The sequence below is a fragment of the Pseudomonas sp. KBW05 genome, assembly GCF_003852405.1.
Taxonomy (GTDB): domain Bacteria; phylum Pseudomonadota; class Gammaproteobacteria; order Pseudomonadales; family Pseudomonadaceae; genus Aquipseudomonas.
This window is the reverse complement of the sequence record NZ_QAJM01000042.1, coordinates 1-21,864: the sequence shown is the minus strand read 5'-3', so window position 1 is coordinate 21,864 and position 21,864 is coordinate 1. Positions and strand designations below refer to the sequence as shown.

Annotated in this window: 17 protein-coding genes; 4 read left to right on the top strand and 13 right to left on the bottom strand. The window is 61.8% G+C overall.

From position 1 onward, the window contains the following. The first annotated feature begins 16 nt into the window (after window positions 1-16). Window positions 17-604: a LysE family translocator gene (locus DBR46_RS27465; RefSeq protein WP_124529163.1), complete on the top strand. Its 588-nt coding sequence runs from the start codon at window positions 17-19 to the stop codon at window positions 602-604. Here DBR46_RS27465 and DBR46_RS27460 read toward each other — a convergent pair. The 12 genes from DBR46_RS27460 to gloB form a co-directional block, all read right to left on the bottom strand. Continuing rightward, window positions 546-1,421, bottom strand: a complete 876-nt coding sequence (locus tag DBR46_RS27460; RefSeq protein ID WP_124529161.1) for an AraC family transcriptional regulator — start codon at window positions 1,419-1,421, stop codon at window positions 546-548. The two genes, DBR46_RS27465 and DBR46_RS27460, sit on opposite strands and share 59 nt — an antisense overlap. A 74-nt stretch (window positions 1,422-1,495) precedes the next feature. Further along, window positions 1,496-4,957: a hypothetical protein gene (locus DBR46_RS27455; protein ID WP_124529159.1), complete on the bottom strand. Its 3,462-nt coding sequence runs from the start codon at window positions 4,955-4,957 to the stop codon at window positions 1,496-1,498. Between the two features lie 120 nt (window positions 4,958-5,077). Continuing rightward, window positions 5,078-7,540, bottom strand: coding sequence for a TonB-dependent siderophore receptor (locus DBR46_RS27450; RefSeq protein ID WP_124529157.1), 2,463 nt, complete (start codon window positions 7,538-7,540; stop codon window positions 5,078-5,080). A 96-nt stretch (window positions 7,541-7,636) separates the two neighbouring features. Further along, entirely contained in the window at window positions 7,637-8,587 is a 951-nt protein-coding gene (locus DBR46_RS27445; protein WP_124529155.1) for a FecR domain-containing protein, read from the bottom strand. Continuing rightward, window positions 8,584-9,105 (bottom strand): sigma-70 family RNA polymerase sigma factor, encoded by a 522-nt coding sequence (locus DBR46_RS27440; RefSeq protein ID WP_124529153.1) that lies wholly within the window; start codon window positions 9,103-9,105, stop codon window positions 8,584-8,586. The genes DBR46_RS27445 and DBR46_RS27440 overlap by 4 nt, the downstream gene beginning before the upstream one ends. 235 nt (window positions 9,106-9,340) lie before the next feature. Next, window positions 9,341-10,942 carry an ABC transporter ATP-binding protein gene (locus tag DBR46_RS27435; protein ID WP_124529151.1) on the bottom strand — a complete coding sequence of 534 codons (1,602 nt, stop codon included), beginning with the start codon at window positions 10,940-10,942 and terminating at the stop codon, window positions 9,341-9,343. A gap of 1 nt (window position 10,943) precedes the next feature. Then, complete coding sequence (locus DBR46_RS27430) at window positions 10,944-11,963, bottom strand: ABC transporter permease (RefSeq protein ID WP_017738565.1); 1,020 nt, start codon at window positions 11,961-11,963, stop codon at window positions 10,944-10,946. A 1-nt stretch (window position 11,964) separates the two neighbouring features. After that, window positions 11,965-13,038 (bottom strand): microcin C ABC transporter permease YejB, encoded by a 1,074-nt coding sequence (locus DBR46_RS27425; protein WP_017738566.1) that lies wholly within the window; start codon window positions 13,036-13,038, stop codon window positions 11,965-11,967. After that, window positions 13,039-14,871 carry an extracellular solute-binding protein gene (locus DBR46_RS27420; RefSeq protein ID WP_124529149.1) on the bottom strand — a complete coding sequence of 611 codons (1,833 nt, stop codon included), beginning with the start codon at window positions 14,869-14,871 and terminating at the stop codon, window positions 13,039-13,041. Then, window positions 14,868-16,697: an extracellular solute-binding protein gene (locus DBR46_RS27415; RefSeq protein WP_124529147.1), complete on the bottom strand. Its 1,830-nt coding sequence runs from the start codon at window positions 16,695-16,697 to the stop codon at window positions 14,868-14,870. Before DBR46_RS27415 ends, DBR46_RS27420 begins: the two co-directional genes overlap by 4 nt. A gap of 178 nt (window positions 16,698-16,875) precedes the next feature. Then, the gene (locus tag DBR46_RS27410; protein ID WP_124529145.1) at window positions 16,876-18,291 is read right to left on the bottom strand and encodes a transglycosylase SLT domain-containing protein; all 1,416 of its coding nucleotides are present in this window, start codon (window positions 18,289-18,291) and stop codon (window positions 16,876-16,878) included. A gap of 98 nt (window positions 18,292-18,389) precedes the next feature. Beyond that, the gene (gloB, locus tag DBR46_RS27405; RefSeq protein ID WP_124529143.1) at window positions 18,390-19,157 is read right to left on the bottom strand and encodes a hydroxyacylglutathione hydrolase; all 768 of its coding nucleotides are present in this window, start codon (window positions 19,155-19,157) and stop codon (window positions 18,390-18,392) included. Window positions 19,158-19,222: 65 nt separating this feature from the next. Here gloB and DBR46_RS27400 point away from each other — a divergent pair, with 65 nt between their 5' ends. Both DBR46_RS27400 and rnhA read left to right on the top strand, forming a co-directional pair. Further along, a complete protein-coding gene (locus DBR46_RS27400) occupies window positions 19,223-19,981 on the top strand; it encodes a class I SAM-dependent methyltransferase (RefSeq protein WP_017738571.1) in 759 nt (252 codons plus the stop codon). A 31-nt stretch (window positions 19,982-20,012) separates the two neighbouring features. Beyond that, on the top strand, window positions 20,013-20,465 hold the full coding sequence (gene rnhA / locus DBR46_RS27395; RefSeq protein ID WP_017738572.1) for a ribonuclease HI: 453 nt from the start codon (window positions 20,013-20,015) through the stop codon (window positions 20,463-20,465). A gap of 3 nt (window positions 20,466-20,468) precedes the next feature. On the opposite strand, the gene DBR46_RS27390 is transcribed toward rnhA, so the two are convergent. Then, a complete protein-coding gene (locus tag DBR46_RS27390) occupies window positions 20,469-20,777 on the bottom strand; it encodes a DUF2388 domain-containing protein (protein ID WP_124529141.1) in 309 nt (102 codons plus the stop codon). A 193-nt stretch (window positions 20,778-20,970) separates the two neighbouring features. Between DBR46_RS27390 and dnaQ the strand changes: the two genes are divergently transcribed. Next, complete coding sequence (gene dnaQ, locus DBR46_RS27385; RefSeq protein WP_124529139.1) at window positions 20,971-21,717, top strand: DNA polymerase III subunit epsilon; 747 nt, start codon at window positions 20,971-20,973, stop codon at window positions 21,715-21,717. Window positions 21,718-21,864: the final 147 nt, after the last annotated feature.

Here is a 21,864-nt window from a genome sequence, read left to right as displayed (position 1 = left end):
CAATAAGGGAATCGCAATGAGTTTGATCATCTCCATGGCCGCCTTCGCCCTGGCCACCTCTATCACGCCTGGCCCCGTCAACGTGGTCGCCCTCAGTTCCGGCGCGCGCTTTGGCTTTGCCGCCAGCCAGAAACATGTGTTCGGCGCCGCAGCCGGTTTTACCCTGCTGCTGGTGTTGATCGGTCTGGGCTTGCACGAAGTGTTGGTGCGCTGGCCGTTGCTGACCCAGTTGATCCAGTGGGGCGGGGTGGTGTTTTTGTTGTGGATGGCCTGGAAACTGGCCGCCGACGATGGCCGCTTGCAAGCCGACAATGCCGCCGCCGCGCCGTCCATGCTGTACGGCGCAATCATGCAATGGCTCAACCCGAAGGCCTGGCTTGCGTGCGTGGCAGGGATGGGCCTGTTTGTCGCTGATGGCGACGCGCAGCAGGTTTGGCTGTTTGCCAGCTTGTATCTGGTGATCTGCTACCTGTCGGTGGCGTGTTGGGCCTATGCCGGTACGTTTTTGCGGCGTTACCTGAGTAACTCGCAGGGCGTGCGCGTGTTCAACCGCTCGATGGCCGCGTTGCTGGTGGCCAGTGTGGGTTATCTGCTGATGGCTTGAGGACCTCGCGGTATTGCCCTGGGGTGGCCGCGAAATGCTGTTTGAAGGTGCGTTGGAAGTGCGCCTGGTCGGCAAAGCCGGCGGCCAGGGCCACGTCGGCGATCAGTTCGCCCTGGCGTAGTTGTGTGCGGGCAAACTGTATGCGTTGGTTCACCATGAACGCATGGGGCGTGAACCCGCAATATTGCTTGAACGCACGGATCAGGTAAGACGGCGACAGCTCCGCGGCCTGGCAGATGTCTTCGAGTTTCAATGCCTGGGTGCAGTGTTCACGGATGTACTCGGCGGCCCGCTCCAGCTTGTGGTTGACCTCGCGCAAGGGCGCCTGGGCAGGGTTCAGGCGTTGCTGCACTTCACTGAAGTAACTCACCAGCGCGCTCTGCTTTTGCAGGTATTCGGCCTGCCGATCCACGAGTATCCGGTAAAGCTCCAGCAGGCCGCTGTATAGGGTCTCGTCCTGGATGTAAGGGGTGTTGAACGGACGGTAACCCTGGTCGGTGCTGAAGCCCAACTGGTGCTGCAAGTCAGTCAGCCAGGGCGTGTCGATGTACAGCATCTGATACGACCAGGGTTCGCCTTGGATGGGGTTGCAGGCGTGTACATCACCGGGGTTCATCAGCACCACCGTGCCGGCGCAGATCTCGAAGGTGTCTGCGCCGTAGTGGTAGTAACTGCGCCCCGCGGTGACCGCGCCGATGGAGAAATGCTCGTGGGCGTGACGGGAATAGGTGACCTTGCGTCCATCGGCAATGGTACGGGCTTCGATAAACCCCAGTGCGGGATCTCGCCAGAAATGGGGAGCTGTCGTGGTACTCATGGGTAAGCTTTCCCTGGCGATGATCTTGATGAGCAGGCATGCAGCCTTATATAAAATGCGTGTTTGTTCAAGCTTCAACGCGCCACAAGTACCACACTGTGCAGGTAATCCGCCCAGGGATCTGCGCCGCTCACCGCTTGCGCCAGGGTGATCGGCAGCCTGGCTGTTTCCCGAAGTGCCAGCCCCTCGTGCAGCAGGTGCTGGTCCACAATGACCGCCGTCAACGCATGGGCGCGCGGTGAGTCGAGAGTGCGCGGTACCCGGCGCCCTTGCGTATCCAGCGGCGGTAGCTCGGTGGCGGCGGGCAGTTCGGTGTCCAGCTTGTTGATCACCAGGTCGGTTGCAGCACCAGTCAACGACTCGTTGATCGGCTGGGTCCCTTGGCGATAGGCCAACCAGTCGAACCGCATCCAGGGCTGGCCACCCGGAATATTGAGGGCTTGCACGACCTGCCGGTAATTCAGGTCGCGGCGGCAGCGAATCAACAAGTGCCTGGGGAAGATTTCATAGAAGTCTCGGTTGCTGTAGAACTCGGCATACACCAGCACACCGAACCGGCCGACATCGGCGACGGAGGTATCGGGGGCGTGTCGGCTCAGGCTGAAAAACTGGATCAGGCCGTATTCCAGGGCCTCGCGACGCGGCAACGTCAGGTGAGAGAGCCAGTAGCGGATGGCTTCGCCATAGGCTGCTTTCAGCTGTTCGAGCTTTTGATCAAATGCCTGGAAGTAGGCTTGGTTAATCCGGCGGAGCAAAGGGAGTTGCTTGGCCAATTCCTGATAGTCGATGGCAGGGTCGCTGGAGTGCCACTGGTGCGACGCAGGGTCCAGGCTATCGGCCATATGCAGGTCGACGAGGGAATACTTGGGCCCGGTAGCCGTGGTTACGACGTGGCCGGCCTCGACAAACACCCGGTCTTCCAGCCGCGGGTTGTCGGGATAGACGCTGCGCAGGTCCGCCAACGCGGTCTGGCGCATAGACACGATGGGTTGGGTAAACGTTTCAAGGGTGGATGCCAGACGCGTGCGCTGATCGTTGAGGGCCTCAATGGCTAGATTGATCGCGCGCGTGCCATGACGGGGCTTGGGCGCCAGTACGCCGTTGACCAGGGCCCATTCGAGAATGGGCCAGGTGGCTTCGGTACTGGACAGGAATGTTTTCCAGCTGCCTTCTGGCGCCAGGCGCGCGAGAAACATGATCTGCGCGTAGGTCAATTGACGGGAAGACCCCGGGATTACGTGCTCCATGTACGTGACGTACTGACGGTAAAGGACCCACGCCTGGGAGCTCAGGCCCGGCGTGCCGTCGGGGATGTCGCGTACCAGCAGGTGCGGGCTCTTTTCACTGAGGATCAGGTGTGCTGCGAGGGGCCGCACCGGCGCGCTGAGCCGGTACAGGCTGCCTTCGATCTGATCGCGCACGAACTCAGCCGGTTCGCCCCAGTAGTAGTCTGCGTGCCAGTCAAGTGTATTCAGGCGCGTGGGGTGCGCTTGCGGTTCGGACACCAGGTCCAGGATCAGTGCCGCCAGTATCAACGCGCTGCGACTGCCGCGTTCAGTTCGTTCTCTGGCGTGGCCGCCATGCCAGCGCAGGGCCCCCGTGAGGTCGTCGCCGAGCTGTTGGGCCAGGGGCGACGCCAGCAGGCGGATCATCAGGAAGTCTGCTTGCGCACGCACATCAGCCACGGTTTTACCGGCCACCAGGGGGTGGCCGAGGCACTCGAACAAGGTGCCCTCACGATCCGCCATGAAACGTTCGCTGATGGTGGTGATCTGCTGGCACTGGAGGACCGAGAGTGTCCATGCCGAGGGCTGTGCGCCGGACACCGGCTTAAGTGCGCGCCAGTAGTGGCCCTGGCCGGCAGGCAAAGGCTGGCTGACGGCCAGGCGTTGCAGGGTGACGCGTGCCTCGTCCAGCGTGTCGGGCACTTTGACTGCGTAGAGACGCAAGGCCTGGTCGAGGGTCACGGTGTCGTTGGTACGCAGATAACCGCCGGCTTTTGCCGCCACCTCCTTGAGCAGCAGAGCCTGCAGCGAAAGCCTGGGGTGGTCCATTACGGCGTCGGTAAGGGACTTCCATTTGCCGTCCAGGCCATTGGCGCCAATGCCACCGGACGCGCTAAACAATATGTGGCTGGTGGGGGCGATACGTTGTGTGGCGCGAATGGCCAGGAAGTCGGGATCGTCGGTCAGGACCCGTAATTGGGCGTAGGCTTTGTTGAGGGTTGCGTGAAGGGTGTCGGGGTCGCCGGTGATCGATCTGTCGAGGCCGTCGATGCCCTCCAGCATGCCGCCGTCGATCACACTGGACAGTGCACTACGCAGGGTATGGCGATCATTCAGCAGGCCAACATACTGGCGGTAACGGTACAACTCGGAGAACGAGCGCGCCGTGTTCAATACCACGGGCAGTGCGGGCGCGGGCCATTCGCGCAGGTGTTGAACCAGGGAGCCGATCGCGGCCTGGTTCAGCGGCCGCTCAATCGCGTAGGCCTGGAGCGCGCTGCCAATGCTGAGGCTTTGATCCGAAAACACGTCGACACCCAGTTGCTCACTGAGCAATCCCAACCTGTACCAACGGGTATCTGGCACGGCGGGCACCACGGTTCTGGTTTCGTGACCAGGGGCAGGAGGCCATAGACAGAGCACTTGTTGCTGGCGGTCGAAATAGTGAAGCGCGGTCGCGTTGCTCGGCGCAGACAGGTCATTGTCGTCAAGGATTGACTGCAACAGGCCCGCCGCTTCTTTCAGTGTCCGGGCGAGCCTTGAACCGGACGTCAGGTGCAGGCGCGTGCGATAGATCTCCAAGGGGGAGAAGGTGTTCGCCGCTCCCACTAGCGCATCGAGGGCATTGGCCAGTTGCTGGTAGTCGAGTAATTGTTGATGCAACTCGGAGTAGACCATCGACTTGCTGCGGCCGTTATCGTCGAAGCCGGGAAACCCGCCCAGGCCGCGCAGTTCCTCGATGATGGTCTGCTCCTGGAGCCGATTCGCGGGCAGCGGGTAGCCATGGAATGCGAGGCACAGGTCCAGCGGCAGACCAGGTGCGCGGTTGGGTATCTGGGGGCCGATATACGGCATGCCCCGGCCTGTGGGGTCAACCAACTGGCTGATGTAGATGATGGGGTTTGCAAGCCTCCACCAGTCGGACGTGTCGGCGAGAGTGAAGACCTTGGGCGTTCCGCGCGCGGTCACGTGCAGCGCGCTGTCGTGTACCCGTAGCGTCCCGAAATCAAAGCCCTGAGCCACGGCCCAGGCGATGAAGTCATGCTGGTTGATGGCCTTGTAAAACACTGCGCACCATTGGCCCAGCAAAGACGCCTCGGGTACTGGAATCGGCAGCAGGGACAGGAGCCGCGCCTGACTTGAGGGCAGCAGGAGGCGCTCGATCAGTTGCGCGATCAATACCTGGTCGCCTTCGGTGCGCAGGTTCCGGCGCTCGTTCAGGAACGCTTCAGTAGGGCGCGAAGTGACGGGCAGCGCGGTGTCGCTGGGCAGATCGTCCCACGACAGGGCAAGGGCTTGAAAGTCATCCATGAGAGAGAACCGAGTAAAGGGGGGCTCGGATGATCTCTCTGGATGACAGCCGTCAGAAGCAGCAGCTTCCCTGATTGCGGTGGTCTGTATCAGCAAGAAGGGCGAGGGGTAGGCTTCAGGTCAGAAGTCCCATTTGGTCGCCAATTGCAGGCTGCGCGGTTCGCCGTAGAACCCGGTGCCAAAGTTGCCAAGGCCGGTGTAGTACTTTTTATCGAACAGGTTCTTCACGTTGAGCGTAGCGCTCAGGTGTTCGTTGAAGCGGTAGCGGGCCATGAGGTCCACTAGGTAGTAGCTGTCCTGGGTGATGCGCGCGTAGTCGCCGCCGTTGACGCTGTCATTCGGGTTGGGCTGGAACACGTTGCCAAAGAACTCGCTCTGCCAGTTCACGCCGCCGCCCACGGTGACGTTGTCCAGGGCGCCGGGCAGACGATAGGAACTGAACAGGCGCACCACCTGCTGCGGCGTGGTGGTTTGCAGCACCGAGCTGTACACGTAGCCGTCATCCGCATCGCGAGTGTGCTGGTAGGTGTAGCCGGCCGAGATGTTCCAGCCGTCCAGCACCTCACCGGACAATTCAGCTTCGAAGCCCTTGGTGGTGGCACCGGCAATCGCCCGGTATACCGAGTCGGTATCAAAACCGGAAACGTATTGGGCAACGTTGTCCTGCTCGATGCGGAACACCGCAAAGCTGGCGTTCAGGCGGCCGTCGTAGAACGCAGCCTTGAGACCGGCTTCGTAGGTGTTGCCTTCCACTGGGTCGAGCAGCTTGCGGTCGGCGTCCTTGCTGGTTTGCGGGCGGTAGATCTGGGTGTAGCTGGTGTAGGCCGACCAGGTGTCGTTGAGGTCGTAGACCAGCCCGGCATACGGCGTGACCACGCCGCTCTGCTGATAGGTGGTGCGGTTGTCGGCTTTGGTCGGGTCATAGAAGTCGGTGGTGTCGGTGCCGCTGAAGTTGTTGACCCGGGCGCCGAGGATCACCGACAGGTCATCAGTGGGCTTCAAGCGCGTGGCCAGGTAGGCGCCGGTCTGGCGTTGCACAATGTCGTTCTGGCCGCTGCGGGGGATGTCCGGCTTGGCGTACTCGCCGTGCCAGTCAAAGATGCTGCCGCCGACGCCTGGGTAGATCGAGCCGTACACCGGCACATCCTGTTTCGAGCGGGTGGCCATGAAGCCCATGATCAACTCGTGTTCGCGACCCAGCAGGCTGAAGGGGCCGCTGACGTTGATGTCCAGGGTGTTTTGCACCTGGTCGCCTTTGTACTTGCCCATGAACATGTACATGCCATCGCCCGTCACCGGGTCCGGGTTACCGCCGCTGGCCGAGGCGAGCAGGGTGTCGTGCTGACTGCGCTTGCGGTCGAGGCTGACTTTGAGCGACCAGTCGTTGGCCAGTTTCTGTTGCACGGAGGCGAAGATTGTCTGGTTGGTGAAGTCGCGGCGGCTCCAGTCGGCGGCGGGGTTGAACGAGCGCGAGAAATTCGTGCGCGAGCCGTCGCTGAAAAACATCGGGAAACCGGTCCAGGTGGCGCCACGGGAGCGGGTGTTTTGCTGGTCGATGCCGAAGGTAAGCAGGGTATCGGGCGTGAGGTCCGCTTCCAGGATGCCGTAGGCGATGTCCTTGGTGTTCTGGTAGTGGTCCAGGTAGGACTGGCGATCCTGATACACGCCGACAAAACGCCCACGCACATTGCCGGACTCGGTCAGCGGCCCGGAGATATCGCCTTCGGTGCGGTAGTTGTCCCACGAACCAAAGGTCTGCGTCACCGAAGCCTTGAAGGCGGCGGTGGGTTTTTTGCGGATCAGGTTGACGGTGGCCGACGGGTCGCCGGAGCCGCTGAGCAAACCGGCGGAACCCTTGATGATTTCCAGGTGGTCGTACACCGCCATGTCGGTGCTGGTGGTGCCGTAGTCATACACGCCGTCGTAGGTCGAGTTGACGCCGTCGTACTGGAAGTTGGTGATTGGCAGGCCCCGCCCGGAAAACTCCCAGCGTTCGCTGTCGTAGTTCTGCACGCTGATGCCGGGGGCGCGGCGCAGGGTGTCGGCGATGCTGTTGGAGCCCTGGTCGTCCATCTGCTGGCGGGTGATTACGGTGACCGATTGCGGGGTTTCGCGCATCGACAGCGGCAGGCCGGTAGCCGAGGCCATGGACCCGGTGGTGTAGGAGTGGCTGTCTTCGGTGATGGCGCCCAGTTGCTCGCCGGAAATCGTCGTGGCGCCCAGTTCCAGCGCACCGCTGTTGGCCGGGATGAGTTCGAGTACGTAACCGTTGTTGCCTTGGGGCAGTGCCTGCAAGCCGCTGCCTTGCAACAGGCGCTGCAAGCCACTGGCCGGGGTGTAGCTGCCATGGAGCCCGGGGCTGGTCTTGCCGGCGGCAAGGCTGTTATGGCCGGCGATAAAAATGCCCGATTGCGCGGCGAAGCTGTTCAACACACTGACCAGGGAGCCGCCCGCGATGCTGTAGCTGCGGGTGGCTTGCTGGGTGGCGTCCGGCTCGGCGGCGTACGCCGTGGGTACGCCGAGGCAAAACAGTGAGGTGGCCAGCGCCAATGGGCGCAGCGCGAAACGAGCAGGTTGCGACATGAAGAGTTCCCTTTGAATCAGATCGAACGGCGAATTGAAAGCGTCTGCAGGGTTAACCGGACGAGTGTTCAAAAGGGGAACTGGCGATTGGCATTTTTATTTCGGTACGACGGTGACCCACCACGGCAGGGGGCTGTCGAGGCGAATCGGCAGCGCGGCTTGCAGCAGGTACAAGGCGTGGTCGCTGTCCTTGAGCGGGAACGAACCCATCACTGGCAACTGCGCCACGGCCGGATCACAGCCCAGGTGGCCTTGGCGGTAGCGGTTGAGTTCGGCGATCAGTTGGCCCAGCGGCAGGTTGTCGGCCAGCAGTACGCCGTGGCTCCAGGCTTCACGCGCGGGTGATACGGTGGCGGTAGTATCGACGTGTTCGCGGGTAAACCAGACTTGCTGGCCGGCTTCGATGATGCGCACCTGCCCGCTGAGCGTGCTGACTTGCACGCGGCCGTCGAAGACGTTCAGGTGGGTGCGATGTTCGTCATGCAGCACGCTGAAGCGGGTGCCCAGCGCTTGCAGGCGCCCGTGTTCGGTGTCCACCAGGAACGGCCTATGGGCGTCCTTGGCGGTGTCGATCAGCACCTCGCCAAAGCGCAGCTGCAACAGGCGCTGCGCACTATCGAAGCGCACATCCAGGGCCGTCAACGCGTTGAGCCACACATGGCTGCCGTCGGCCAGCAACGCATCGCGGGTTTCGCCACGGGTGGTGGCGTAGTCGGCGCTCCAACCGCCCACCAGCCGGGGCAGGGCGGTGTTGCGCCAGGCGCCCCAGGCCAGTGTCGAACCGCCGCACAGCACCAGCAACGTCTTGAGGGTTTGCCGACGGGAACTGCGCAAGGCCCGGCCGGCGCTTTGCGGTTGCTCCAGCAGCGGCGCAAAGCGTTGGCTGACGCGCTCGACATACTGCCAGGCGGCCAAGTGCTCGGGGTTCTGCGCCACCCAGGCCTGCCAGCGCTGTTGCTCCTGGGCGCTGCCTGGGGCCTGCAAGCGCACATACCATTGCGCCGCCTGTTCCAGGCTGGCATGGCTGAGCGTGCCGGGGCTGTTCATTGCACCAGCATCCCGTCCAGTTCGGCTTCGAGGATCGCGCAGTGCAGCAGCGCCTGGGCCATGTATTTCTTGACCATGCGCTCGCCCACGCCCAACTGTCCGGCGATCTGCTGGTAGGGCAGGCCATGGAGTTGGGCGAGCAGGAAGGCTTCGCTGACCTTTCGCGGCAGGCGCGCGAGCATGGCGTCTACTTCGTAAAGGGTCTCGACGATGATTGCGCGCTGTTCCGGCGACGGCTGGGTGTCTTGCGGGCGCAAGGCCAGGCTGTCGAGCCAGGCTTTTTCCAGTTGGCGGCGGCGCCAGTGATCGATGCACAAACCCCTGGCGATGGTGGCCAGGTAGGAGCGCTGGCGCAGGTGATCGGTCTCGGCTGGTGGGCGGTTGAGGATGCGGATGAAGGTGTCGTGGGCCAGGTCGGCGGCATCCCAGCGGTCATTCAAGCGGCGGCGCAACAGGCCGAGCAGCCAGCTGTGGTGGGTGCCGTAGAGGTGGGTGAAAGAGGTCGACACAATATCCATCCAGCGCAAAAGGATTGGCGTAAATAAGAATTGGTCGCGATTAAAGCAAAGGGACGGGGTGTGCGCAAATGATATTGGATGCTATTGGTATGTTGAGGCGCCCACAGTCAAATGTGGGAGCGGGCTTGCTCGCGAATGCGGTGGGTCAGTCAACTCATCCAGTGACTGATCCACCGCTTTCGCGAGCAAGCCCGCTCCCACACAAGCCCGCTCCCACATGTTGAACTGTGTTGTGTCAGGCCGGCACGAGGAACGCGGCTTCCAGCAACTGTTGGGTGTAAGGGTGCTGCGGGGCGGCAAAGATCGCCTTCGCCTCGCCTTGCTCCACCACCTGGCCCTGCTTCACCACCATCAACTGATGACTCAGCGCCTTCACCACCGCCAGGTCATGGCTGATAAACAGGTAGGTCAGGTTGTACTTGGCCTGCAAGCTGCGCAGCAATTCCACCACCTGGCGTTGCACCGTGCGGTCCAGCGCCGAGGTGGGTTCATCCAGCAGGATCAGGCGTGGCTTGAGCACCAGGGCGCGGGCGATGGCGATGCGTTGGCGCTGGCCGCCGGAGAATTCGTGCGGGTAGCGATGGCGGGATTCCGGGTCCAGGCCCACCTCTTTGAGCGCCGCGATAATCGCCGCTTCCTGTTCCACCGGCGTGCCCATCTTGTGAATGCGCAGGCCCTCGCCGACGATCTCGCTGACGCACATACGCGGGCTCAGGCTGCCAAACGGGTCCTGGAACACCACCTGCATTTCCCGACGCAGCGGGCGCACCTGTTGCTGGGTGAGTTGGTCCAGTTGCTGGCCTTCAAAGCGAATGCCGCCCTTGCTGCCGATCAGCCGCAGGATCGCCAGGCCCAGGGTGGATTTGCCCGAGCCGCTCTCGCCGACAATCCCCAGGGTTTGCCCCTGGGGCAGGCTGAAGTTGATGCCGTCCACGGCCTTGACGTAGTCCACGGTACTGCGCAAGAAGCCTTTCTTGATCGGGAACCAGACCTTCAAGTCATCGACTTCCAGCAACGGCGGGCCCACCACATTGGTCGCCGGGCCGCCGCTGGGCTCGGCCGCCAGCAGCTCCTGGGTGTAGGGATGCTGGGGCGACTGGAACAGCGTTTCGCACTCGGCCTGTTCAACGATGCAGCCTTTCTGCATCACGCACACCCGATGGGCAATGCGCCGCACCAGATTCAGGTCATGGCTGATCAGCAGCAAGGCCATGCCCAGGCGCGCCTGCAATTCCTTGAGCAGCTCGAGGATCTTCAGCTGCACGGTGACGTCGAGGGCCGTGGTCGGCTCATCCGCAATCAACAATTCCGGCTCATTGGCCAAGGCCATGGCAATCATCACCCGCTGGCGCTGACCGCCGGACAATTCGTGGGGCAGCGCCTTGAGGCGCTTGTGCGGTTCGGGGATACCCACCAGATCGAGCAATTCCAGGGTGCGCTGGGTGGCGACCTTGCCTTGCAGGCCCTTGTGCAGGCCGAGCACTTCGTTGATCTGCTTCTCGATGGAGTGCAGCGGGTTCAACGAGGTCATCGGCTCCTGGAAGATCATTGCAATGCGGTTGCCGCGAATGTGGCGCAGGGACTTTTCTTTCAGGGTCAGCAGGTCTTGCCCGGCGTACTCGATGGTGCCGGAAGGGTGGCGTGCCAACGGGTAGGGCAGCAAGCGCAGGATCGAGTGCGCGGTCACCGACTTGCCCGAGCCGCTTTCGCCCACCAGCGCGATGGTTTCGCCGCGCTTGATGTCGAAACTCACGTTGTTGACCACGCGGTGGGAATGCTCGCCGGTGACAAACTCGACGCTGAGGTCGCGGATTTCGATCAGATTGTCCTGATTCATCTCATTTCCTCGGGTCGAAGGCATCGCGAGCGGACTCGCCGATAAACACCAGCAGACTCAACATGATCGCCAGCACGGCAAACGCGCTCATGCCCAGCCACGGCGCTTGCAGGTTGGATTTGCCCTGAGCCACCAGTTCGCCCAACGACGGCGAACCGGCCGGCAAGCCAAAGCCGAGGAAGTCCAGGGCGGTGAGGGTGCCGATGGCGCCGGTGAGGATGAAGGGCATGAAGGTCATGGTCGAGACCATCGCGTTGGGCAGGATATGGCGGAACATGATCGCGCCGTTCTGCATGCCCAGCGCCCGCGCCGCACGCACGTATTCGAGGTTGCGCCCGCGCAGGAACTCGGCGCGCACCACGTCCACCAGGCTCATCCAGGAGAACAGCAGCATGATCCCCAGCAGCCACCAGAAGTTGGGCTGCACGAAGCTGGCGAGGATGATCAGCAGGTACAGCACCGGCAAGCCGGACCAGATCTCCAGGAAACGCTGCCCGGCCAGGTCCACCCAGCCGCCGTAAAAGCCCTGCAAGGCGCCGGCGATCACCCCGATGATGGAGCTGAGCACGGTGAGCGTCAGGGCAAACAGCACCGACACGCGAAAGCCGTAGATCACCCGCGCGAGCACGTCGCGGCCCTGGTCGTCGGTGCCCAGCAGGTTGACCGAGGAGGGCGGCGCCGGCGCCGGCACTTTCAGGTCGTAGTTGATGCTCTGGTAGCTGAACGGGATGGGCGCCCACAAGGTCCAGGCGTCCTTGGCCTTGAGCAGCTCCTGGATATACGGGCTCTTGTAGTTGGCTTCCAGGGGGAACTCGCCGCCGAAGGTGGTCTCCGGGTAGCGCTTGAGCGCCGGGAAATACCAGTCGCCGTCAAAGTGCACCGCCAGTGGCTTGTCGTTGGCGATCAACTCCGCGCCCAGGCTGAGCACGAACAGGATCAAGAACAGCCACAGCGACCACCAGCCACGCTTGTTCGCCTTGAACCGCTCGAACCGGCGGCGATTGAGGGGGGATAGATTCATCTCAATGCTCCCGGCTGGCGAAGTCGATGCGTGGATCGACCAAGGTATAAGTGAGGTCGCCGATCAGCTTCACGATCAGCCCCAGCAGGGTGAAGATAAACAGCGTGCCGAACACCACCGGGTAGTCGCGGTTGATCGCCGCTTCAAAGCTCATCAGGCCCAGACCGTCGAGGGAGAAGATCACTTCCACCAGCAGTGAACCGGTGAAGAAGATGCCAATAAAGGCCGACGGGAACCCGGCGATCACCAGCAGCATCGCATTGCGAAACACATGGCCGTAGAGCACGCGGTGGTTGGTCAGCCCCTTGGCCTTGGCGGTGACCACGTATTGTTTGTTGATCTCGTCGAGAAAGCTGTTCTTGGTCAGCAGGGTCATGGTGGCGAAGTTGCCGATCACCAACGCGGTGATGGGCAGCGCCAGGTGCCAGAAGTAATCGAGGATCTTGCCACCCCAGCTCAGCTCGTCGAAGTTGTTGGAGGTGAGCCCGCGCAACGGGAACCAGTCGAAATAACTGCCGCCGGCAAACACCACGATCAACAGGATCGCAAACAGGAACGCCGGAATCGCGTAACCGACGATGATTGCCGAACTGGTCCACACGTCGAAGTGGCTGCCATGGCGCGTGGCCTTGGCGATCCCCAGGGGGATCGACACGAGGTACATGATCAGCGTGCTCCATAACCCCAGGGAGATGGACACCGGCATCTTTTCCTTGATCAGGTCGATGACCTTGGCGTCACGGAAGAAGCTGTCGCCAAAGTCCAGGCGGGCGTAGTTCTTGACCATGATCCACAAGCGTTCCGGCGCCGACTTGTCGAAACCGTACATTTTCTCGATTTCCTTGATCAGTGCCGGGTCCAGGCCCTGGGCGCCACGGTAGCTGGAACCGGCCACCGCGACTTCGGCACCGCCGCCGGCGATGCGGCTGGTGGCACCGTCAAAGCCTTCGAGCTTGGCGATCATCTGCTCAACCGGGCCGCCTGGCGCGGCCTGGATGATGATGAAGTTGATCAGCAAGATCCCGAACAGTGTTGGGATGATCAGCAACAGGCGGCGAAAGATATAGGCCAGCATTTAATCGCCTCCGCTCGCCGGGTCGGCGCTCGTCTGGGGGGGAACCGGCGGTTGCACATTCGGCTTGCTCCACCAGGTAGAGATGCCGACGTCGTACAGCGGCGAAACCTTTGGATGACCGAGGTTGTTCCAATAGGCCACGCGGAAAGTCTTGATGTGCCAGTTGGGGATCACGTAGTAGCCAAATTGCAGCACGCGGTCCAGGGCCTTGGCGTGGGCGATCAGGCTAACCCGGGTGTCGGAATCGATCAGTTGTTCCACCAGTTGATCGACGGCCGGGTCTTTCAGGCCCATGTAGTTGCGGCTGCCGGGCTTGTCGGCGCTGGTGGACTTCCAGAATTCACGCTGTTCGTTACCCGGCGACGACGATTGCGGGAAGCTACCCACCACCATGTCGAAGTCCCGCGAGCGCAGGCGGTTGATGAACTGGGACACATCGACCCGGCGAATCACCAGGTCGATCCCCAAGTCGGCGAGGTTGCGCTTGAACGGCAGCAGGATGCGTTCGAATTCGGTCTGGGCCAGCAGGAATTCGATGGTCACCGGTTTGCCGGTGGCATCGACCATCTTGTCGTCGACGATCTTCCAGCCGGCTTCCTGCAACAACTGGTAGGCCTCGCGCTGCTGGGCGCGGATCATGCCGCTGCCGTCGGTCTTGGCCGGTGCGAAGGCTTCAGTGAAGACCTGCGGCGGGATCTTGTCGCGCAGCGGTTCAAGGATTGCCAACTCGTCCGGGCCGGGCAGGCCGGTGGCGGCCATGTCGGAGTTTTCGAAGTAACTGCGGGTGCGGGTGTAGGCGCCGTTGAACAGCTGCTTGTTACTCCATTCGAAATCCAGCAACAGGCTGATGGCCTTGCGCACGCGCACGTCTTCGAACATCGGTTTGCGCACATTGAACACAAAGCCCTGCATCCCCGTGGGATTGCCGTTCGGGATCTCTTCCTTGACCAAACGGCCTTCGGCTACCGCTGGCACGTTGTAGGCGTTGGCCCAATTCTTCGCGCTGAACTCGGCCCAGTAGTCGAACTGCCCGGCCTTGAGCGCCTCCAGCGCCACGGTGGCGTCGCGGTAGTAGTCGGTGATGCGCTGGTCGAAGTTATAGAGGCCCTTGTTGATCGGCAGGTCTTTGCCCCAGTAGTCCTTGACCCGTTCGTAACGCACCGAACGCCCGGCCTTGACCTCGGCCACCCGGTAAGGACCGCTGCCCAGCGGGAATTCCAGGTTGCCCTTGTTGAAGTCGCGGGTGGCCCACCAGTGTTTCGGCAATACCGGCAATTGGCCGAGGATCAGCGGCAATTCGCGGTTGTTGGTGCGCTTGAACTTGAACAGCACGCGCAACGGGTCTTCGGCGATGACTTCATCCACATCGGCATAGTAGGTGCGATAGAGCGGGGTGCCGTCCTTGATCAGGGTCTCGAAGCTGAACACCACGTCGTCGGCACGCATCGGGTGGCCGTCGTGGAAGCGCGCTTCGGGGCGCAGGTAGAAGCGTACCCAGCTGTTGTCCGGGGCCTTTTCGATCTTGCCGGCTACCAGGCCGTATTCGGTGAAGGGTTCATCGAGGCTTTGGGTGGCGAGGGTGTCGTAGATCAGGCCGATATTGTCGGCGGGCACGCCTTTGCTGATAAATGGGTTGAAGCTGTCAAAGCCGGTCAGGCTGGACTCGCGGAAGGTGCCGCCCTTGGGCGCGTCGGGGTTGACGTAGTCGGTGTGCTTGAAGTCGGCGGGGTATTTGGGTGGTTCGTTGTACAGCGTCAGCGCATGTTGTGGGGCGGCGTGTGCCAGGTTGCACAGCAACAGGCTGGCGATCAATGCGTTGCGCAAATACGTCATTGGGCTTTCTCCGAAGCTTTCAGCCACCATGCGCTCAGGCCCAGGCTGTAGGGCGGCGTGGTGACAAAGGCGAACCGGTTGCGGTACGCCAAGCGATGATAGTTGAGATACCAGTTGGGAATGCTGTAGTGCTGCCACAGCAGCACCCGGTCAAGGGCGCGGCCGGCGGCCAGTTGTGCGTCGCGGGTTTGCGCTGCGAGCAGTTGTTCCAGCAGGTGATCGACAATCGGGTTGGCGATGCCCGCGTAGTTCTTGCTGCCCTTGATCGCGGCCTGGCTGGAGTGGAAGTACTGCCACTGCTCAAGGCCGGGGCTCAGGGTCTGGTTGAGGGTGATCAGGATCATGTCGTAGTCGAATTGATCCAGGCGCTGCTTGTACTGGGCGCGGTCAACCGTGCGCAGGCGTGCGTCGATGCCGATACTGATCAGGTTTTCGACATAGGGCTGCAGGATGCGCTCCAGGTTCGGGTTGACCAGCAGGATTTCGAAGCGCAGCGGTTGCCCGTCACTGTTAAGCAGGCGCTGGCCCGACAGCTTCCAGCCGGCCTCGCCGAGCAGGGCCAGGGCGCGGCGCATGGTGTCACGCGGGATGCCACGGCCGTCGGTCTGCGGCAGGCTGAAGGGCTGGGTGAACAGGTTCACCGGCAACTGGTCGCGGTACGGCGAGAGCAGTAGCCATTCATGGCCCAGCGGCACGCCGGTCGCCGAGAATTCGCTGTTGGGGTAGTAGCTCAAGGTGCGTTTATAGGCGCTGCTGAACAGGGTGCGGTTGGTCCATTCAAAATCGAACATCAGCCCCAGGGCTTCGCGCACCTTGGTCTGGCTGAACGTGGGCCGGCGCGTGTTCATGAACAGGCCTTGGCTCTGGGTGGGGATCTGGTGGGCGATTTGCGCCTTGATCACATCGCCACGGTTGACCGCCGGGAAGTTGTAGCCGGTCGCCCAGTTCTTCGCCTGGTGTTCGATATAGATGTCGAATTCGCCGGCCTTGAAAGCTTCGAAGGCCACGTCGCTGTCGCGGTAGAACTCCACTTCGACCTTGTCGTAGTTATAGAAGCCCTGGTTGACCGGCAGGTCCTTGCCCCAGTAATTCTTGACCCGTTCGAACACCAATTGCCGGCCAGGGGTGACCTTGGTCACACGATACGGCCCGCTGCCCAGTGGCGGTTCGAAGGTGGTGGCCTTGAAGTCGCGGTCTTTCCAGTAGTGCTGGGGCAGCACCGGCAACTCGCCCAGACGCAGGATCAGCAACGGGTTGCCCGCACGCTTGAACACAAAGCGGATGCGGTGACGGTTGAGCACATCGACCCGCGCCACCTCTTGCAGGTTGGTGCGGTATTGCGGGTGGCCTTCGGTCAGCAGGGTGCGATAGGAGAACGCGACGTCATAGGCTGTGATCGGCTTGCCATCATGGAAGCGCGCTTCCGGGCGCAGGTTGAACACCACCCAGCTGCGGTCCTCGCTGTACTCCACCGACTGCGCGATCAGGCCATAGCTGGAGGTGGGTTCATCACCGGAGGGCGCGTACTGGCCAGTGCCGACCATCAACGGTTCGTTCAGCTCATTGACGCCGTATTGCAGGAAATTGGGGGTGGAAACCGGGCTGGAGCCCTTGAAGGTATAAGGGTTGAGCGTGTCGAAGGTGCCAAATGCCATGACCCGCAAGGTCCCGCCTTTCGGCGCTGCAGGGTTTACCCAATCGAAGTGGGTGAATTTGGCCGGGTACTTGAGCACGCCGAACTGCGTATAACCGTGGCTCTCGGTAATGGTCGCGTTCGCGGTAAAGCTCAAGGCCAGACTTATTAGTAGAAGGAGGGGACGCTTCAAGTCAGAGATCCGATCCAGGCGGCTTGGGCTTTATGATCGGTACAGTAACAGCTTGTTCCGGTTGGAAAAAGCATCTTGGAAACGGCGATAAACCAATGTGGGAGCGGGCTTGTGTGGGAGCGAGCAAGCCCGCTCCCACACAAGCCCACCCACATTGCTCCCGGGTGTTCTTGAGGGCTTAACGCGGCCCGGAAACCACCAGCATCTGCCCGGGCTTCAACGCCTGGCCAGTGCGCGGGTTCCAACGCTTGAGATGTTGCATCTCGACGTTGAAACGCTTGGCGACGATGTACAGCGAGTCGCCTTTCTGCACCTTGTATTGCACGGGTTTCTTGCTGCCGGCCTTGGCCACTAGCTTGCGCGTGTCCTGCATCACCAGGGTCTGGCCGACCTTGAGCTGCTGGCCATTGAGCTTGTTCCAGCGTTGCAGGTCATGCACATCGACCTTGTTGGCCTTGGCGATCAGCGTCAGGTTGTCGCCACTGCGCACCTTGTAGCTGCGGCTGCGCCCGGCAACGGCCTTGGTTTCAACTTCGTCGAACACCGGCTTTTTCGGGCGCATGCTCAGCAATTCTTCGGGCTTCATCGTCGAAAGGGTGCTGGTCAGCAGTTGCGCCTTGGAGGTCGGCACCAGCAGATGCTGGGGGCCGTCCAGGGTGGTGCGTTGTTTCAGAGCGGGGTTGAGCTGGAACAGTTCGTCTTCGTCGATCTCGGCCAGCGCGGCAACCCGGGACAGGTCCATGCTTTGCTTGACTTCAACCACTTCGAAGTACGGCTGGTTGGCAATCGGGTTCAGGTTCACGCCGTAGGCTTCGGGCGCCAGCACCACCTGGGACAGCGCCAGGAACTTGGGCACGTAGTCCTTGGTTTCCTGGGGCAGTGGCAGGTTCCAGTAGTCGGTGGGCAGGCCGAGCTTTTCGTTGCGCTCGATGGCCCGGCTCACCGTGCCTTCGCCAGCGTTATACGCAGCAAGGGCCAGCAGCCAGTCGCCGTTGAACATATCGTGCAGACGGGTCAGATAGTCCAGGGCGGCGGTGGTGGAGGCGGTGATATCGCGACGGCCGTCGTAGGCGCGGGTCTGGCGCAGGTTGAAGTAGCGCCCGGTGGAGGGGATGAATTGCCACAAGCCGACTGCATCGCTGCGCGAATAGGCCATTGGGTTGTAGGCACTTTCGATCACTGGCAGCAGCGCCAGCTCCAGGGGCATGTTGCGTTCTTCAAGGCGTTCGACGATGTAATGAATGTAGAGGCTGCCGCGTTCGCCGGCGTTTTCCAGGAAGGACGGGTTGCTGGCGAACCACAGGCGCTGTTGCTCGATGCGCGGGTTGACGCCAACCCCATCCTGCAATTGAAAGCCCCGGCGCATGCGTTCCCAGACATCCTGGGGCACTTCCGGGGCAGGCTTCTCTGAGAGCCAGATAACGGGTTTTTGCTTGATCTTGGCAGCAAGATTCGGTTTGGGTTGCACGGTGGATTGTGCAGCGTAATTTGTCGATTGGCAGCCCGCCAGAGTCGCGGACACAGCCACCGCCACGGCTTGAGCCAGGCGGGTCAATGCGTCTGAAGAGATGGATTTACGAATAGATGACGACATTGGCTGGAAGTAAGTTCCGGGCAAAAATGTCGGGCGATTCTAGAAAGCGCTTTGGTTCCGGTCAACCATTCAGAAATTACGTATCAGATTGCGTTGCCTTAGAACTTATCTTTCCATGCCCTCAAGCTAGCAAATACCTCGGCCCCCGGGCGGTTGTCGCGACCATTCCGTTCGTCCGCTTTTTGTTTAACGGATGTTTCAGCGGTGCGCAGGAAGGGGTTGGTACGCTTCTCCAGGGCCAGGTTGGACGGCAACGTCATCTCGCCGCGAGCCCTTAGCTGGCGGACGTTTTCCACCCGTTCGGCGATGTCGGCATTTTGCGGTTCCACCGCCTGGGCAAACTTGAGGTTGCTTTGTGTGTATTCGTGGGTGCAGTACACCAAGGTGTCTGCAGGCAGGGACGCCAGATGCTCGAGAGACGCGTGCATCTGCTCCGGTGTCCCTTCGAACAGGCGCCCGCAGCCGGCGGCGAACAGGGTGTCGCCACAGAACAGCACGCCCTGGTGGTAGAAGGCGATATGGCCAAGGGTGTGGCCGGGCACGCTATAAACGTCGAAGTCCCAGCCCAGTACGCTGATGCGGTCGTTGTCGTCGAGGGCGACGTCCCGCGCCGGTATTTTTTCGTGCGCGGGGCCATAGACCTTGGCGCCTGTAACACTTTTCAGTTGCTCGACACCGCCGACATGATCATGGTGATGGTGGGTGATCAGGATGTCGCTGAGGGTCCAGCCAGGGTTTTGTTCGAGCCAGGCCAGTACGGGCGCGGCATCGCCGGGGTCGACCACGGCGCAGCGCTGGGTCTTGGGGTCTTGTAACAACCAGATGTAGTTATCGGTGAAGGCGGGCAGGGCACTGATCTGTATCATTCTTCGATTCGCCAAGCTGAACACATTGGTGCATCTTAGAACGTCTAGGCGAGTTGGAGAATGCAATGACTGATAAAGCGTTCGCCCAGGCCGATCCTGAGTGGCTGGCCCTGATCAGCGCCGCCCGCGAATGGCTGTCGGGGCCGATCGGGCAATTTCTGCTGGATGAAGAGCGGCGCATGCTCGAAGACGAGTTGGGCCGGTTTTTTGGTGGCTACCTCGTGCATTACGGCCCCTCGGCCCAGACCCCGCCGTCCGCACCGCAGGTGCAACGCAACGTGCGCCTCGGCGCGCCGCTGCCGGGGGTGGAGATTGTCTGCGAGGAGCAGGCGTGGCCGCTGAGCGAGCATGCCGCCGATGTGGTGGTGTTGCAGCATGGCCTGGATTTCTGCCTGTCGCCCCACGGCCTGCTGCGTGAAGCGGCGAGCAGCGTACGCCCGGGTGGCCATTTGCTGATTGTCGGCATCAACCCCTGGAGCAGTTGGGGCCTGCGCCATGTGTTCGCCCACGATGGCCTGCGCCAGGCGCGCTGTATCTCGCCGTCACGGGTGGGTGACTGGCTGAACCTGCTGGGCTTCGCGCTGGAGAAACGCCGCTTCGGGTGCTATCGTCCGCCGCTTGCCTCGACCAAGTGGCAAGCCCGGCTGGCCGGCTGGGAGCGCCGCGCTGGCGCCTGGCAGCTGTCGGGTGGCGGCTTCTATTTATTGGTCGCACGCAAGATCGTGGTGGGCCTGCGGCCTGTGCGCCAGCTACGGCGTGAACCCATGGGCAAGCTCGTGCCGATGCCGATGGCCAAGGTCAATCGCAAGCAAAGCGAGCCGTAAAACTTCTTTTTGATTTCGAACCGAGTAACCGATGACCGATACCGTAGAACTCTTCACCGATGGCGCCTGCAAAGGCAACCCGGGCCCTGGCGGCTGGGGCGCGTTGCTGGTGTGCAAGGGCGTGGAGAAGGAGCTGTGGGGCGGCGAAGCCAACACCACCAACAACCGCATGGAGCTGATGGGTGCCATTCGCGGCCTGGAAGAACTCAAGCGCCGCTGCAATGTGCTGCTGGTGACCGACTCGCAGTATGTGATGAAGGGCATCAACGAGTGGATGGTCAACTGGAAGAAGCGTGGCTGGAAGACTGCCGCCAAGGAACCGGTCAAAAATGCCGACCTATGGCAACTGCTCGACGAGCAGTGCAATCGCCATGACATCACTTGGAAATGGGTGCGTGGCCATATCGGCCATCCTGGCAACGAACGCGCCGACCAGTTGGCCAACCGGGGTGTGGACGAAGTGCGCGGTTACAAGCAGAGCTGACGCCTACAGCGCGGCGATGGCCTGGGCCAGTTGCATATCACTGTAGGTTTGCCCGGGCAGGCGTTCACGCACATGCGCCAGCGCCGACTCCAGGCGCACACCACGGATCTCGCCGTCGCTGGCGACGAAGGCTTCGGCGTCATCCCTGGCCGCCTGCACAACCTTGTCATCCTTGAATGAAGAACTGGTGCCCTTGGTGGCGCTCATGGACAGGCTGACCATAAAGTCGGTGGTCATCACGAAACTGGTGGCGTGCGCCGTGCAGGCGCTGCCCATCAGCAGCAGGACGCACAAGGCTTTTGAAAGGTTCATGGGGTAGGCAATCCGTGGGTGGTTGGGGCGTGCAGGCTAACAAGGGTGCCCTGGGCAAACTGCGGCGGCTTTGCGAAAGAGTGTAAGAAACTGTCCAAACGTCAAGGCCTTGGGCCAGCCTTGGGCTGCTTGGGGCATGACGTGCTAATATCCCGGCCTTTGAAATACACCACCCGTTGAGAGCTGAACCCTGATGGCCATCCGATCCGTTGTACTCGATACCGAAACCACCGGCATGCCGGTGACCGATGGCCACCGGATCATTGAAATCGGCTGTGTCGAACTGATGGGGCGGCGCCTCACCGGTCGTCACTTCCACGTCTACCTGCAACCTGATCGCGACAGTGACGAAGGCGCGATTGGCGTCCACGGCATCACCGACGAGTTCCTCAAAGGCAAGCCGCGCTTTGCCGAAGTGGCCGATGAGTTTTTCGAATTCATCAACGGCGCCCAGCTGATCATCCATAACGCGGCGTTCGACGTCGGCTTCATCAATAATGAGTTTGCCCTGATGGGGGCGACGGATCGCGCGGACATTTCCAAGCACTGCTCGATCCTCGATACCTTGATGATGGCCCGTGAGCGGCACCCGGGTCAGCGCAACAGCCTCGATGCGTTGTGCAAACGTTATGGCGTCGACAACTCCGGCCGTGAACTCCACGGCGCCTTGCTCGACTCCGAGATCCTTGCCGACGTCTACCTGACCATGACCGGTGGGCAGACCAGCCTGTCCCTGGCCGGTAACGCCTCGGATGGCAGCGGCTCGGCGGAAGGCTCGGGCAACCGCCCTTCGGAAATCCGTCGCCTGTCGGCGGATCGCAAACCCATCACCATCATTCGGGCCAGTGAGCAGGATCTGGTCGAGCATGCGCAGCGGTTGGAGGCGATTTCCAGGTCGGCGGGTGCGCCGGCGTTGTGGACTCAGTTGACCGAGCAATAATCCTGACCGAGCACTCTCTAATTGTGTGAGCTGGCTTGTGTGGGAGCGGGCTTGCTCGCGAAAGCGGTGGATCAGTTAGAACAGCTTTGACTGACACACTGCATTCGCGAGCAAGCCCGCTCCCACATAAAAGCCTCTTCCACTGGG

Excerpts from the sequence above, each read along its gene's own strand:
- DBR46_RS27465 (WP_124529163.1), top strand. The coding sequence starts at position 17 with ATGAGTTTGATCATCTCCATGGCCGCCTTCGCCCTGGCCACCTCTATC.
- DBR46_RS27430 (WP_017738565.1), bottom strand. The coding sequence starts at position 11,963 with ATGAATCTATCCCCCCTCAATCGCCGCCGGTTCGAGCGGTTCAAGGCG.
- DBR46_RS27445 (WP_124529155.1), bottom strand. The coding sequence starts at position 8,587 with ATGAACAGCCCCGGCACGCTCAGCCATGCCAGCCTGGAACAGGCGGCG.
- DBR46_RS27455 (WP_124529159.1), bottom strand. The coding sequence starts at position 4,957 with ATGGATGACTTTCAAGCCCTTGCCCTGTCGTGGGACGATCTGCCCAGC.
- DBR46_RS27440 (WP_124529153.1), bottom strand. The coding sequence starts at position 9,105 with ATGGATATTGTGTCGACCTCTTTCACCCACCTCTACGGCACCCACCAC.
- rnhA (WP_017738572.1), top strand. The coding sequence starts at position 20,013 with ATGACCGATACCGTAGAACTCTTCACCGATGGCGCCTGCAAAGGCAAC.
- gloB (WP_124529143.1), bottom strand. The coding sequence starts at position 19,157 with ATGATACAGATCAGTGCCCTGCCCGCCTTCACCGATAACTACATCTGG.
- DBR46_RS27420 (WP_124529149.1), bottom strand. The coding sequence starts at position 14,871 with ATGACGTATTTGCGCAACGCATTGATCGCCAGCCTGTTGCTGTGCAAC.
- DBR46_RS27390 (WP_124529141.1), bottom strand. The coding sequence starts at position 20,777 with ATGAACCTTTCAAAAGCCTTGTGCGTCCTGCTGCTGATGGGCAGCGCC.
- DBR46_RS27410 (WP_124529145.1), bottom strand. The coding sequence starts at position 18,291 with ATGTCGTCATCTATTCGTAAATCCATCTCTTCAGACGCATTGACCCGC.
- DBR46_RS27460 (WP_124529161.1), bottom strand. The coding sequence starts at position 1,421 with ATGAGTACCACGACAGCTCCCCATTTCTGGCGAGATCCCGCACTGGGG.
- DBR46_RS27400 (WP_017738571.1), top strand. The coding sequence starts at position 19,223 with ATGACTGATAAAGCGTTCGCCCAGGCCGATCCTGAGTGGCTGGCCCTG.
- DBR46_RS27435 (WP_124529151.1), bottom strand. The coding sequence starts at position 10,942 with ATGAATCAGGACAATCTGATCGAAATCCGCGACCTCAGCGTCGAGTTT.
- dnaQ (WP_124529139.1), top strand. The coding sequence starts at position 20,971 with ATGGCCATCCGATCCGTTGTACTCGATACCGAAACCACCGGCATGCCG.
- DBR46_RS27450 (WP_124529157.1), bottom strand. The coding sequence starts at position 7,540 with ATGTCGCAACCTGCTCGTTTCGCGCTGCGCCCATTGGCGCTGGCCACC.
- DBR46_RS27425 (WP_017738566.1), bottom strand. The coding sequence starts at position 13,038 with ATGCTGGCCTATATCTTTCGCCGCCTGTTGCTGATCATCCCAACACTG.